This is a genomic window from Brevibacillus sp. M2.1A (genome assembly GCF_013284355.2).
Taxonomy (GTDB): domain Bacteria; phylum Bacillota; class Bacilli; order Brevibacillales; family Brevibacillaceae; genus Brevibacillus.
In genome coordinates, this window is record NZ_JABSUY020000001.1 from 6,159,767 (window position 1) to 6,172,625 (window position 12,859).

The window sequence follows — 12,859 nt, forward strand, 5'->3', positions numbered from 1 at the left end:
ACCTTCATGCATGACCAATTCATTATAGAATAACAAACTATTCCAAATTTTGATAGGAAAATGGCTCCTATATCTCGAATAGTTACGACAATACTATCTCATTCAAATACTAGATAGATTATGCGGGGGAAATCTGATGAACAAGCTTAATACCCCTTTCTTATGGAAAAAGAAACGTTCAAAAAAGGAAATCACGCAAGTTTTGTTTCCCGATCAAATATTAAAAGCATTTTTCCACTTTACGACGGATGCCATCTCCATTAGTGATCTCGATAACAATATCGTCTTGGTGAATCATGCTTTTGAGCAATACTACGGTTGGTCCATGGAGGAGATTTACGCTTCACCGCTCTGCTTTATTCCAGAAGAGTACAAGAGCGAGACCAAACAGTTATTTGATGCAGTCAGGAGCATGGGTGTCTTACTAACGAATTATGAAACCATCAGGCAGCGAAAAGATGGCACGAAGATGGATGTCATTCTGTCGGCTGCTCCAATCAAAGACGAAACGGGAAAAATTATTGGTGCTTCCTGCATTACTCGTGACATTTCTGACCGCAAAAAAATTGAAGAGGCCTTGCGTCAAACTGAAGCCAAATATCGTCTTCTCATCGATCATACTCAGGATATCGTGACGATTTATGATTTATCCATGCGACGCATCTATGCATCTCCATCTATCGAGCAATTGGGATTTGTTCCAGCCGAGGTTACTTCCCCTAACAATCTGCAGCTCACACATCCAGAGGATATCCCTATGTTCCGGAACAAATTTCAAGAGATCATGGCAACGAAGCAACCCGTTCATTTCGAGACACGCTCTATGGATAGGAATGGAAACGAAGTCTCCTTTGAAACACGCGGTATCCCCATTTTAAGCGCGGTAGGAGACGTTCAAAACATCATGTTAGTCTCGCGAAATATCACAGAACGCAAATACTCAGAGGCCGCCTTGTTTAAAAGCGAGAATACGAACAAAATCATCTCAGAATACACAGATGATCTGATTCTGATTACGGACAAAAACGGGGATATCCTCTATCTCTCCCCTTCGCATTCACGCGTAATCGAAACGAGTGAACATTGCCGTCAGCTTACCTTTGCCGAGATTCATCCAGAAGATCGCAAAACTGTTATTGACCACTTTCATCATTTGCTGGCGACCAAAGAACCAAAGATATGCGAATTCCGTTTCCAGACGAAAAATAACAAATGGATCGTTCTCGAATCAAAGGGTGCCCCCATCCTGACGAAAACGGGAGATTGTGATGGCTTTATCATCGTATCGCGGGATATTACAGAACGGCGGCATAACGAGGAACTATTACGAAAGGCTGAGAAGCTGTCTGTGATTGGCGAGCTAGCTGCTGGAATCGCCCATGAGATTCGCAATCCGCTCACATCTTTGAAGGGCTTTATCCAATTTCTTTATCCGAGCATGAAAGATAACCAGCAATACGCCGATATCATGCTCTCTGAACTGGACCGGATCAATTTTATTGTGAGTGAATTGCTAGTCTTGGCAAAGCCACATAGCATTCAAATCAAGCCTCTTCCGCTCATCCCATTGCTGGAAAACGTGTTGGTACTTTTGAGGTCGGAAGCCAATTTGAAAAACATCGATTTCCGTACCGCATTTGCTTACCATCCGATCATTGCGGGAGAAGAAAACCAGCTCAAACAGGTCTTTATCAACATCATTAAAAATGCCATCGAAGCGATTGACGGACATGGTGAGATTCATATTGCCACCGCCTTAAAAGACAATCATCAAGTACTCATTACACTCACAGATACTGGCTGTGGAATCTCTGAAGAAATGATTCACAAGCTGGGCGCCCCCTTTTTCACGACAAAAGAAAACGGAACTGGCCTCGGCCTCATGATCAGCAGCAAAATCATGAAAGACCACAATGGCAGCTTGGAAATTAAAAGCAGGGAGCACGAAGGTACAGTGGTAGAAATAACACTGCCGATTGTACAGGGCCAAATTGGGTCATCCTAGAAGGGTGTACATCTCATCATCAGTGGAGGTGCCCTATGGATTTCTCCAAAATGAGCACGGGTGAGTTCGTGGCCAAAATTCGCGAATCCCAGGCGAAAAACCTGCGAAGCAGACAGCATCAGGGCTACGGTCATCCCGAAAAACGTTTGCCTAGCAAGCAAGGTATTTAACAAGCAAAAGCCCTCCCGTTGAGCTCCTTTGGCTAAAACGGGTGGGCTTTTGTCATTGTTATTGTGGATCCTGTTTATTCAGGTTACGATCTCTTTCGGACTTTTGCTTTTGGGTGCCCTGCGTCTTGCTGCTGTGTCCTTGATTGCCGCCATTCTTCGTATTTCGATTGTTTGACATCAGAATCCCTTCCTTTTCATTCTGGTATTCATGCCAAACGTAGTATGTCCCAAATGGCTTGTTCATAATGAAGATTACTTCGCTTCACCCATAAATACTTTCTTGCCGTCCTCATACTTGTACACGTATACGGAAGCAAAGTCGTTGTCGCCTTTTTCATTGAATGTTACGTTAACGAATTTGCCTTTGTAATCTTTGGTTTTGTGAACAGCTTCCAGCACTTGTTCACGAGTTGGCTTTTTGCCGCCGTTTGCTTTGATCGCTTCTTCTAAACCGTTCAGCATAACACCCATGGAGTCATAACCAAACGAAGTGAAGATCCCTACTTTGTTGCCAGTCGCGCTCTCGAAGTCTGTAATCCATTTCTTGCCGTCTTCGGTAGCACCAATATCGCCAACAGTAGAAGTAAAGACTACATTATTGGCATTTTCCGCACCAGCAATTTTCACCATGTCAGCGGAGTCATAGCCATCGCCACCCATGAAGACACCTTTGAATCCTTTTTCACGTGCTTGCTTCACGATGATTCCTGCATCAGAGTAGTATCCACCGAAGTAAATCATCTCTGGGTTTTTCGCGAGGATTTGGGTGATAATCGCACTATAATCCTTCTCGCCTGCTGTTACCCCTTCATAGCCGAGAACTTGTACGCCGTCTTTTTCAAATTGCTTTTTCACTTCTTCCGCAAGACCTTGTCCATATGCAGCCTTGTCATGCATAACGAATGCTGTTTTTACATTCAACTGATTTTTGGCAAAAATAGCAGCCTTGGAGCCTTGTTGATCATCACGCGCACAAATGCGGTGTACGATCTTCTTGCCTTGCTCAGTCAAATCTGATCCCGTTGCGGAAGGAGATACCATCACGAGCTTCTCTTGCTCGTATTGCGCTGCTGCTGTGATGGAAGCACCTGTTGTAGCATGGCCAACTACTCCAATTACATCAGGATTGGAAATCAACATTTGTGCGACTGCTACGCCTTGTTTTGGGTCAGCTTGGTCGTCTTGCGCGGACAATTGAACGTCAAAGCCAAGTGCTTTGAATGCCTCTGCCTTTTCTTTCAATGCATATTCAGCACCAGCTTTTGCTGTGCTTCCGTAATCGGAGTACTGCCCAGACATCGGACCAACTACAGCAACGACGAGCTTCTCAGTAGCGCCACTTGCACCGCCCGTGCTTCCTCCGCTATTATTGCTTGGCTGTGGTGTCGCGCTTTGTCCACCAGTCCCCGCACCTCCGCCGCAGCCCGCGAGCAATGTGCTCAGAGCAAATGTTGCAGCCAGTATCGACAATGATTTCTGTTTTTTCATTGCAAAACATCCCCCTCTTTATTTATGAGCAAACTATGAATCACAATCTTATTGTAGGATATTTTAGAAAATTTGCAATAGAAATGATTAAAAGAAGAATCAATCAAAAAAACCTCTATCGCTGTCTGCTAATAGAGGCGTATACGCGTATTATTGAGGAAAATAGCCACTTCTACGCATAGAAGTGGCTATCTTGATGGGAAGTATCCCATTGATTATTAGGAATTAATTGGAATGCTCAGTTTGTAAGTGAGCGTTTTTGCATCGTATTCTACTTTTGCACCCAATTCTTGGGCAATGAATACGAGGGGCACGAGCACTGCTCCGGTCACTGGACGTGGCGGATTTGCTACACTGGTTTCTTTGCCGTTTTTATAAGCAAAGTTTTGGTTTTCGTACATACGCAGAGCGTACTTGTTGTCTTTGGCAACCAACAGAGATTTGGTCGTGCTATCCCATGCTGCACTACCACCCAAAGCAATCGCCAATGTGCTCGCATTTACATACGCAACACCATTTTCAGTAACGATTTCTTGTGGGAATGGGAACTCCTTGCCGTTTAGCTGAACTTTGATTTTTTGTTGCTGTACAGGAGCAGGAGCAGTTTGGGCGAAAGCAGCCGTTGCCGCTACACTTCCTGTTAGAAGAGCCGCTGTCAGCATCATTGTCGAAAACTTGCGAAGCATAATAAACACCCCTCAAATATCATGAAATGAATTCCAATTTTGTAAGGTTCGACACGAATCAACTTTTTCCTTCTTTTTTATCCCATACATTTCCTATGTAATTCTCTCGCCAAACATGACAAGACTAGGAAAAAAATAAATATCCCACGAACAAATGTTTTTGTGCACAACCTGTGCATAACATTGTGGATAACTTTCGAAAGTGAGGCTTGCCATGGCAGGGGAACGTTTTTTTCTCATCTATCAAGAGGCCAGTGACGAAGAATGCTTATTGACCATTGAACCATACAAAGATCAACAGGAGCTGGCGGAAGCCATCAATCAGCTGCAAGCCAAACAAGTCGATGAATATACGATCATCAAGGGAAAAAAGATGAAAGCCACGCTGAAACTCGCCGTCGATTTAACCGAGGCCGATGAGAATTCCAAGGAATGAATGTTTTCTTTTTCGAGTAGGTTTAGACAGAGGGAAATTGGCAAACATGGTAGTGAGGGAGCGCACTTATGTGTTTGACCTTCATTGACCTTTTGTGTATGATATTGTTACAAAGAGAGGAGGAAGACTAGATGCATATGAATTTAATTCCAACCGTCATTGAACAGACGAACCGCGGGGAACGTGCTTACGACATTTATTCCCGCCTGCTCAAAGACCGCATCATCTTTCTGGGAACCCCAATCAACGACACCGTAGCCAATATCGTTGTGGCACAGTTGTTGTTCCTTCAGGCGGAAGATCCGGAGAAAGACATTCACTTGTACATAAACAGCCCAGGCGGTTCTATTACTGCTGGTATGGCAATTTACGATACTATGCACTTCATCAAGCCTGATGTATCCACCATTTGTATCGGAATGGCTGCTTCCATGGGAGCATTCCTGCTGGCTGCTGGGGCAAAAGGCAAGCGCTTTGCTCTGCCAAACAGTGAAGTCATGATCCACCAACCATTGGGTGGTGCACAAGGACAAGCGAGCGACATTGAGATTGCCGCAAAACGTATTTTGAAGATGCGTGATCACCTGAACACCATCTTGGCTGAACGCACAGGACAGCCTTTGGAGCGCATCCAAAAGGATACCGATCGTGACAACTTCCTCTCTGCCGCTGAAGCAGTAGAGTACGGATTGATTGACAAGGTCATCACTTCCGAACCGTCTTCGAAAAAATAAGAGATAGGTAGTAAAAAAAGAAGCACTCGTGCCTGGATTTCAGGCCGAGTGTTTTTTGTATGCCGAGCAAACCCCAAGAGGCTTCCCCTTGGTTTGCTCGGCTTTTTTCATGGATCATTGTGATACTTCCATTAACTGACTGACATAGACTGTTCGGCTATGTCCTGGATTTTTTTCCTCATGCACACGTGCTGTTGACGTTTTTTCGTCTACAGCATCGATCCAAACGGCTTGTCCTTCGTACTCTACCTTGATGTGGTCGTCGGATTTCATGATGGCTTGTGCTCTCGTTACATTCATATGTGACTGACTCCCTCTATTGATCATCGTCAAGAGCTTGCTTGGCTGAAGTATCACCTGTCATCGTGTCTACAGTCGTTTCTTCAATCAGGCCATTTTGGTCGGAAACAACTCCGCCCCCCAGTCCCTCATTCACCATTCGATCAATGTCCATGTCATAACAATCGCGGCCTTCGTAACACTTATCACGGTTACTCATGTCTCATTTCCTCCTTCATGCAATCTACATAGGTTAGAAATGCCCTGCCCGAAGTGAATTGATACATTTTCATCAAGACGACCAACAAAAAAAGACACCTCCCTTTACGGGAAAAGTGTCTCTCGTGACTCTATTCTTCCTTGCTTACCAGATTCGTAAGGCTGGTGACTGCCTGGGAGGCATCCGGCCCTTCTGCCAAAATGGTAATTTCCGTTCCAGAGCTGATTGCGAGGCTCATGATACCCATGATGCTTTTCGCATTGACCTTCTTGTTGCCTTTTTCTACAAATACTTCCGATGCAAAACGGTTAGCTTCCTGTACGAAAAAGGCTGCTGGACGGGCTTGCAAACCGGTCTTTAACTGAACCACGACCTGCTGTTGAACCATGAATGGACCTCCTTACTTGTAGACTATTATCCTTTAGTATAACATGCATCTACATCGAAATATTTTGTTTTTCTCGTATTTTGTCAGCGATTTCGTTAATTTTTCGCAAGCGGTGGTTAATGCCCGATTTGCTTACTACTCCGCTTGGCACCATCTCGCCCAATTCTTTCAAATTGATGTCAGGATGAGCCACTCGAAGCTCCGCGACCTCTCGCAAACGTTTTGGCAAATTCTCCAATCCCATCTCTTGATCGATGAGCTGGATATTCTCCATTTGTCTAGTAGCTGCATTCACCGTTTTGTTTATGTTGGCGATTTCACAATTGTGTAAACGGTTTACGGAGTTCCGCATGTCCTTTACGATTCGGACGTCCTCGAAATACAAAAGCGCCTGATGAGCCCCTATCAAGCTCAAAAACTCTGTAATCTTTTCGCCTTCTTTAATATAGAGAACATACCCTTTTTTCCGCTCGATGCACTTGGCATTTAGTTTATATCGATTGGCGATTTTGGTCAACGCTTCGCAAAAATCCTGATAGGAAGTGAAAATCTCCAGATGATAGCTGGATGCCTCTGGATGATTCACAGATCCCCCCGCCAAAAAAGCCCCCCGCAAATAAGCAGCGCGGCAACAGGACTTCTTCACGATCTCAGGAGCGATTCCCGGGATAAACGACAGGCTTTGATCCATGATGCCCAAGTTTTGCAAGATCTCATTGGCCTTATTCGGAATACGCACAATGTAGACGTTGTTCTTTTTCAAACGCATTTTTTTGCGAACCAGCAATTCAGCGTGTATCTGAAACAACCTCTTGATTAACGTGTAAATGCGTCGGGCAATCGCCGCGTTCTCTGTCGTCACATCCAGCACCAGTCGTCCGGCTCCAAACTGCAGACTTCCATTCATTCGAATCAAGGCTGAGAGCTCTGCCTTGCTGCAGCAATCGGCACCCTCCGTCATGGTAAGTTCTTTTTTGGTATGCGCGGCGAATGACATCGACTTCACTACTCCTTCTCTATCTTCAGCACCTTCCGTCTTCGTTTGACGAGTGACACAACCTGCTTGCTGACAGCATGTGCATCATGACGTAGGTATCCATCCTCAAATGTGACTAACGGCTTCGCCACCACGTGGAGACCGAGTTGGCGCAATCGCTTTAGGTCACATCGGACGGGAGCTGCTCCTTTTTCCGCGTATTTGTCCAATACATGGGCAGGCAGCTCGGCTGAATTGACAATGATCGTATCCAGAAATGGTCTATCTACATGTTCATACATGACATTCACGTGCTTGGATGCAGAAAAACCGTCTGTCTCTCCCGGTTGTGTCATGACGTTACAAATGTAGATTTTCGGGGCTTGTGCGTGTGTAATCGCTTCAAATAGCCCGCGTACTAATAAATTGGGCAGGATGCTCGTGTACAAGCTGCCAGGCCCAATCAAAATGGCATCCGCGTCGGCAATCGCCATCAGGGCTTCGCTCAGAGGAACAGCGTCCTCTGGATCAAGAAACACCCGCTTGATTTCTTTGCCAGTCAACGGTATTTGGGATTCTCCGATTACGAGAGATCCATCTGTCATTTCCGCTTTCAACTGAATCGATTGCGTGGAAGCTGGCAATACATCTCCACGCACTGCCAAAACTCCGCTTAATGTTTTGACTGCGGTGACAAAATCTCCAGTGATTTCGTTCATCGCTGCAAGTAATAGATTTCCCAAATTATGCCCTGCTAATCCCGTGCCTGTGGAAAAACGATATTGCATGACTTTTTCCATCAACGGCTCTGTATCGGCCAGAGCAGTCAAGACGTTTCGAATGTCGCCAGGTGGAAGCATATCCATTTCTTCTCGCAAACGTCCAGAGCTTCCCCCATCGTCTGCTACCGTAACAATCGCTGTGATATGCACCGGCTCGTGCTTCAAACCGCGTAGAAGGACGGACAGACCCGTTCCTCCCCCAATAACGACTACCCGTAATGGCCTTGACTGTAGCCTCCCGACTCCCTTAGTAGGCATATGTCACCTCATTATTTCTAATACATATACCACAGGTGGCTTTTTATATACGCTTCAGTCTTTCCTGCCATCTTATGCTCATTTGTTCTTTTCCATGTCTCGATGACTGACACGGACAGAAAAATCTTTGCCAAAGGTTTCTCCCAAATGTTCTGCAATGGCGACCGAGCGATGCTTGCCACCGGTGCATCCGATTCCTATCACAAGTTGACTTTTTCCTTCCCGCTGGTAATGCGGCAGGGTGTACCCCAAAAAGTCCGTAAGCTTTTCTAAGAATTCTTTTGTGTCCTTGTGCTTCATCACATACTCTGCCACGTCTGGATCACATCCTGTTTTCGGACGCAATTCCTCCACATAATGCGGGTTGGGCAAAAAACGGACATCGAACATCAAGTCAGCGTCTATCGGTGCGCCGTATTTGAAACCAAACGATAATACATTAATCGTAAGTGGTGATCCTTGTTGACCGTATTGGTTGATGATTTTTTCTCGAAGCTGAACTGGCTTCATTTGACTCGTATCGATAATCTGATGCGCCCAGCCCTTCATTTCCTCCAACAAACGGCGCTCGGCGTGGATTCCTTCCAAAGGCGAACCGTTCGGAGAAAGCGGATGTCTACGGCGTGTTTCCTTATAGCGAGAAACCAATGTCTGATCGTTCGCATCCAGATAAAGGATATGGTAAGATAATCCATTCATTTGATTGAGGCTTTCCATGGTTACGGCTAGATTTTCAAAAAACTCACGCCCTCGCAAGTCAATCACCAATGCGACTCGCTCAATACTCCCACCAGACTGTTTAACCAACTCAGCAAATTTGGGAATCAGTACAGGGGGTAGGTTGTCTACACAAAAAAAGCCCAGGTCCTCCAAGCTTTGTACAGCAACTGTCTTTCCCGCACCTGACATTCCGGTAATAATCAGGAGATTCATGGCCTTGTCGTTTCCCAATTCCGTCACGCAACTCGCCTCCTACGATTCTGACAATAGCATACCATATTGTCGACCTTATTCGCACCTTTTTGAAACGCTTCCCCTGTTTTTCCAATGACGTCTTCTACAGGAGTACAAGCAAATTTAGAAAAAAAGATGCGTGACTGAATGCCAGCCACGCAACAATTGTTTATATAGATAAGGGGGTCAATTCATTGTCTATAGATTACTCTTGAATTATTTCACCCATGTTACAAGCAGGTTAAGAGATTGTGACATTTTGTTCCTTCAGCTTTTCATTTAGCTCTTCAACATAATGCTGAGCAGATTGAGCAGCGATCGAACCGTCTCCAGTAGCTGTCACGACTTGACGCAGCATTTTTTCGCGTACATCTCCTGCTGCAAAAACACCTTTTACTTTGGTGTTCATTTTTTCGTCTGTCAGTACGTAGCCTGCGTCGTTGGTGATGCCCAGTGGGCGCACGCTTGCAGTCAATGGGTCCATACCTACATAGATGAACACCCCATCTGCTGGATATTCTCTTTCTTCACCTGTTTTGGTGTTTTGCAAGAGAACCGCTTGTACTTTGCCTTCGCCACGGATCTCTTTTAGTTCTGTATCCCAGATTACTTCGATTTTTTCGTTATCGAAAGCGCGTTTTTGCAGGATTTTCTGTGCACGGAACTGATCACGACGGTGTACGATTGTCACTTTGGAAGCGAAGCGAGTAAGGAACACTGCCTCTTCTACTGCGGAGTCTCCCCCACCAACAACCACCAGCTCTTTATTGCGGAAAAATGCACCGTCGCATACCGCGCAGTAAGAAACGCCACGCCCGGACAATTCTTTTTCGCCTTGTACACCGAGCAAACGATGCTCTGCACCAGTTGCCACAATAACAGATTTGGTCAAGTATTCCTTGTCACCCGTGATAACGCGTTTGTACGGTTCTTCATCGCGGATTTCCTTGATCTCACCATATGCATACTCTGCACCGAATTGTTGTGCATGCTCAAACATTTTTGTAGAGAGATCAGGGCCAAGAATGGAAGTGAAACCTGGGTAGTTCTCGATATCTTCCGTGTTCGCCATTTGACCGCCTGGAATTCCTCTCTCCAGCATCAATGTGCTCATGTTCGCACGGGATGTATATACAGCAGCCGTCATTCCAGCAGGGCCAGCTCCGGCTATAATGACATCATAAATTTTTTGGTCGCTCATGCTTGTTGCCTCCTCATCTCACACAGTTCTGTTTCCTTATTTAAATTAATTATAAAGTAATAATCTATTTAAAATCAAGTGTCGACAAAACTTTGACGCACTTTGCCAAGGTTGCGGCAGAAATGCCATATTTTTGAGCTAGAAGGGCTTGTGACTGTTTTTCGTTCGTTATCGTTCCGTATACATATTCTAATGCTGCGACCCACGCTACTTCTTTTCGCACTTGTACCTGACTTTGGGCATGTTCATGATGCTTGCGCCATACATCAAGGCACCATTCTCCAGCCTCTTGCTTGCCCTGCGCGAGCAAATAATGGCTTATGCCTTCTTCTATACTGCTCTTTTGCTCTTCCGCCGTCGGTGAACCATTCGATCCATCAGGAGTTCCTTCCGGCATGTCTGCACCCATATCAGCCAAAGCCAGCAAAGCCAACTTTTGCAGCTGTTGGTTATCTGTCTGGTAATAAAATTGACGGACCGCGGTTTCCGCTTCATCGTCTCCGATCAGCGACAATGTTTGCAGCACCGCGAATTTCACTTCATCACGTCCATGCTGCAATGCCCAGAGGAGGGAAGCTCGGATCATCGGGTCTGTTTTAAAATCTTCCACTCCCGTGAACGAAGCCTTTTCCCATGAAACATCACGTTGGGTCGTATTGTATTGGTAGGGGATCGGTTTTATAGTCTCCCCTTCTTGTTCGTTTTTTACCATTTGAATGTATTGATCTGCGATACCTGCTTCTGGATCTAACTGCTTGGCTTTTTGCCACCAGCGCAGTGCTTGATCCTTTTTTCCACTCAAATAAGCCGAGATCGCAGCATAGTGATACGTGCACGCTTCATGTGGCCGTCCATTTCGCAGCATGCGCTGGTAATGGAAATACGCTTCGTCATGCTGGCCGAGCACTCCCATTGTTGTTGCGAGCTTGTAGGTATTTTCCGGATGGAACGGAACGACCTTTTTCAACATATCAATCAAGCTCAACAGCTCTACCGTTTGATTGTGATGGGAGAGCAAAACCGCCAAATTGCACAGTGCATGCAGGTTTCCTTCTTCCTTATCCAGCGTTTGTTCGATTGTCTCCATCGCCTTCTGGAATTCTCCAGCATAATAGTAAGCGAGAGATAAATTGTTCCACGCCGGCAAAAAGTCAGGATCTGCCTCGACGATTTCTTTTAAGGTATCCAATGCCTCCAGGAAACGTCCCTCTTCCAGGCTGCGACGAGCTCGTTCATGCTTGCTGTATACGTCCTCTTTTTCACTTGGGAGGAAGTGTCGCGGTGGCATGTCCAGCTCAAAGTAAATATAGTCGAGAAGCTCTTCGGCATCTTCCCGATACGGTCCGGTACTATCTTCTTGTAAATAACGAACAGCCATTTCTTCTGCCATATGGTAATCTTCTAAGTTGGCATAGTTATTCGCCATGTAGAAATACACTTCTGTCATGGTTGGGTCCCATTTTTCTATCACTTCATAGAGGACTTCATTCGACGCTTCAAACTGTCCGGTTTCAGCTAAGGCACTAGCCAAATGGCAGTGGCATTCTGCATTCGATGGCTCCATTTCAACTGCTCGGCGAAATGAACGCAATGCTTTATCATAGTCGTACCGATTCAAACAACGCATTCCCCGGTCAACAAAAAAAGCAGCATCTTGCTTAAAATCAACGACGGTCGTTTTCTTCAAAATACTTTTGTTATGTTTCATAAAACCTCCAACATCGTAGGAGCTTACACTCCAAGTATCGTACCAGAAGCATCGGCACCCTACAAGCTGACTCGTCTTTTAAAGTGTTCAGCGGATAAAGCAAGAAACACCACTGGCACATAGCAAGTGGTGTTTACGAACAAAAATGGAGCGGACGAAGGGTCTCGAACCCTCGACCTTCGCCTTGGCAAGGCGACGCTCTACCAATTGAGCTACGTCCGCATATCTTATCAATTATTCATATTTTGTCCGATTGAAAAACTGGTGAGCCATGAAGGACTCGAACCTTCGACCCTCTGATTAAAAGTCAGATGCTCTACCAACTGAGCTAATGGCTCGTACATGGTGGCTCGGGACGGAATCGAACCGCCGACACGAGGATTTTCAGTCCTCTGCTCTACCGACTGAGCTACCGAGCCACATACTTTGTTCGCCATTCTTGAGTAAGAATGGCGGAGCTGACGGGACTCGAACCCGCGACCTCCGGTGTGACAGACCGGCGTGAACTCCAACTTCACCACAGCTCCATATAGAAGGTTTGTTCCTTCAAAACTGAATACGCATGATTGCTAAG

At 45.6% G+C, this 12,859-nt stretch carries 14 protein-coding genes and 4 tRNA genes; 4 read left to right on the plus strand and 14 right to left on the minus strand.

Annotation, left to right across the window (positions count from 1 at the left end):
- Window positions 1-136 precede the first annotated feature (136 nt).
- Together HP567_RS29150 and HP567_RS29155 are read left to right on the plus strand one after the other, a co-directional pair.
- A complete protein-coding gene (locus HP567_RS29150) occupies window positions 137-2,005 on the plus strand; it encodes a PAS domain-containing sensor histidine kinase (RefSeq protein ID WP_173611019.1) in 1,869 nt (622 codons plus the stop codon).
- A gap of 35 nt (window positions 2,006-2,040) precedes the next feature.
- Window positions 2,041-2,175, plus strand: coding sequence for a DUF4023 domain-containing protein (locus tag HP567_RS29155; protein WP_173611018.1), 135 nt, complete (start codon window positions 2,041-2,043; stop codon window positions 2,173-2,175).
- 252 nt (window positions 2,176-2,427) lie between these two features.
- On the opposite strand, the gene HP567_RS29160 is transcribed toward HP567_RS29155, so the two are convergent.
- Window positions 2,428-3,663, minus strand: coding sequence for a branched-chain amino acid ABC transporter substrate-binding protein (locus tag HP567_RS29160; RefSeq protein ID WP_173611017.1), 1,236 nt, complete (start codon window positions 3,661-3,663; stop codon window positions 2,428-2,430).
- A 218-nt stretch (window positions 3,664-3,881) separates the two neighbouring features.
- Entirely contained in the window at window positions 3,882-4,349 is a 468-nt protein-coding gene (locus HP567_RS29165) for a copper amine oxidase N-terminal domain-containing protein (protein WP_173611016.1), read from the minus strand.
- Window positions 4,350-4,563: 214 nt separating this feature from the next.
- On the opposite strand from HP567_RS29165, the gene HP567_RS29170 reads away from it, so the two are divergent.
- On the plus strand, window positions 4,564-4,785 hold the full coding sequence (locus HP567_RS29170; protein ID WP_026043328.1) for a hypothetical protein: 222 nt from the start codon (window positions 4,564-4,566) through the stop codon (window positions 4,783-4,785).
- A gap of 131 nt (window positions 4,786-4,916) precedes the next feature.
- A complete protein-coding gene (clpP, locus tag HP567_RS29175; protein WP_007720441.1) occupies window positions 4,917-5,519 on the plus strand; it encodes an ATP-dependent Clp endopeptidase proteolytic subunit ClpP in 603 nt (200 codons plus the stop codon).
- A 114-nt stretch (window positions 5,520-5,633) separates the two neighbouring features.
- Here clpP and HP567_RS29180 read toward each other — a convergent pair whose 3' ends face one another.
- The 12 genes from HP567_RS29180 to HP567_RS29235 form a co-directional block, all read right to left on the minus strand.
- Window positions 5,634-5,819: an H-type small acid-soluble spore protein gene (locus HP567_RS29180; protein ID WP_088909644.1), complete on the minus strand. Its 186-nt coding sequence runs from the start codon at window positions 5,817-5,819 to the stop codon at window positions 5,634-5,636.
- Window positions 5,820-5,835: 16 nt separating this feature from the next.
- The gene (locus HP567_RS29185) at window positions 5,836-6,018 is read right to left on the minus strand and encodes a hypothetical protein (protein WP_173611015.1); all 183 of its coding nucleotides are present in this window, start codon (window positions 6,016-6,018) and stop codon (window positions 5,836-5,838) included.
- Between the two features lie 130 nt (window positions 6,019-6,148).
- The gene (locus HP567_RS29190) at window positions 6,149-6,406 is read right to left on the minus strand and encodes an HPr family phosphocarrier protein (RefSeq protein WP_048034964.1); all 258 of its coding nucleotides are present in this window, start codon (window positions 6,404-6,406) and stop codon (window positions 6,149-6,151) included.
- 49 nt (window positions 6,407-6,455) lie between these two features.
- Entirely contained in the window at window positions 6,456-7,403 is a 948-nt protein-coding gene (gene whiA / locus HP567_RS29195) for a DNA-binding protein WhiA (RefSeq protein ID WP_173611014.1), read from the minus strand.
- An 8-nt stretch (window positions 7,404-7,411) separates the two neighbouring features.
- A complete protein-coding gene (locus HP567_RS29200) occupies window positions 7,412-8,422 on the minus strand; it encodes a gluconeogenesis factor YvcK family protein (protein ID WP_173611013.1) in 1,011 nt (336 codons plus the stop codon).
- A gap of 78 nt (window positions 8,423-8,500) precedes the next feature.
- On the minus strand, window positions 8,501-9,382 hold the full coding sequence (gene rapZ, locus HP567_RS29205) for an RNase adapter RapZ (RefSeq protein WP_173611012.1): 882 nt from the start codon (window positions 9,380-9,382) through the stop codon (window positions 8,501-8,503).
- 235 nt (window positions 9,383-9,617) lie between these two features.
- A complete protein-coding gene (trxB, locus tag HP567_RS29210; RefSeq protein ID WP_173611011.1) occupies window positions 9,618-10,577 on the minus strand; it encodes a thioredoxin-disulfide reductase in 960 nt (319 codons plus the stop codon).
- Between the two features lie 64 nt (window positions 10,578-10,641).
- Window positions 10,642-12,285: a tetratricopeptide repeat protein gene (locus HP567_RS29215; RefSeq protein WP_173611010.1), complete on the minus strand. Its 1,644-nt coding sequence runs from the start codon at window positions 12,283-12,285 to the stop codon at window positions 10,642-10,644.
- A gap of 146 nt (window positions 12,286-12,431) precedes the next feature.
- Window positions 12,432-12,507, minus strand: a tRNA-Gly gene (locus HP567_RS29220).
- A gap of 40 nt (window positions 12,508-12,547) precedes the next feature.
- Window positions 12,548-12,623, minus strand: a tRNA-Lys gene (locus tag HP567_RS29225).
- Window positions 12,624-12,628: 5 nt separating this feature from the next.
- Window positions 12,629-12,704 (minus strand) — tRNA-Phe (locus tag HP567_RS29230).
- A 31-nt stretch (window positions 12,705-12,735) separates the two neighbouring features.
- Window positions 12,736-12,812, minus strand: a tRNA-Asp gene (locus HP567_RS29235).
- Between the last annotated feature and the right edge of the window lie 47 nt (window positions 12,813-12,859).

What these genes read in the sequence shown, in the direction of transcription:
- HP567_RS29150 (WP_173611019.1), top strand. Translation starts at nt 137, where the DNA reads ATGAACAAGCTTAATACCCCTTTCTTATGGAAAAAGAAACGTTCAAAA.
- HP567_RS29155 (WP_173611018.1), top strand. Translation starts at nt 2,041, where the DNA reads ATGGATTTCTCCAAAATGAGCACGGGTGAGTTCGTGGCCAAAATTCGC.
- HP567_RS29160 (WP_173611017.1), bottom strand. Translation starts at nt 3,663, where the DNA reads ATGAAAAAACAGAAATCATTGTCGATACTGGCTGCAACATTTGCTCTG.
- HP567_RS29165 (WP_173611016.1), bottom strand. Translation starts at nt 4,349, where the DNA reads ATGCTTCGCAAGTTTTCGACAATGATGCTGACAGCGGCTCTTCTAACA.
- HP567_RS29170 (WP_026043328.1), top strand. Translation starts at nt 4,564, where the DNA reads ATGGCAGGGGAACGTTTTTTTCTCATCTATCAAGAGGCCAGTGACGAA.
- clpP (WP_007720441.1), top strand. Translation starts at nt 4,917, where the DNA reads ATGCATATGAATTTAATTCCAACCGTCATTGAACAGACGAACCGCGGG.
- HP567_RS29180 (WP_088909644.1), bottom strand. Translation starts at nt 5,819, where the DNA reads ATGAATGTAACGAGAGCACAAGCCATCATGAAATCCGACGACCACATC.
- HP567_RS29185 (WP_173611015.1), bottom strand. Translation starts at nt 6,018, where the DNA reads ATGAGTAACCGTGATAAGTGTTACGAAGGCCGCGATTGTTATGACATG.
- HP567_RS29190 (WP_048034964.1), bottom strand. Translation starts at nt 6,406, where the DNA reads ATGGTTCAACAGCAGGTCGTGGTTCAGTTAAAGACCGGTTTGCAAGCC.
- whiA (WP_173611014.1), bottom strand. Translation starts at nt 7,403, where the DNA reads ATGTCATTCGCCGCGCATACCAAAAAAGAACTTACCATGACGGAGGGT.
- HP567_RS29200 (WP_173611013.1), bottom strand. Translation starts at nt 8,422, where the DNA reads ATGCCTACTAAGGGAGTCGGGAGGCTACAGTCAAGGCCATTACGGGTA.
- trxB (WP_173611011.1), bottom strand. Translation starts at nt 10,577, where the DNA reads ATGAGCGACCAAAAAATTTATGATGTCATTATAGCCGGAGCTGGCCCT.
- HP567_RS29215 (WP_173611010.1), bottom strand. Translation starts at nt 12,285, where the DNA reads ATGAAACATAACAAAAGTATTTTGAAGAAAACGACCGTCGTTGATTTT.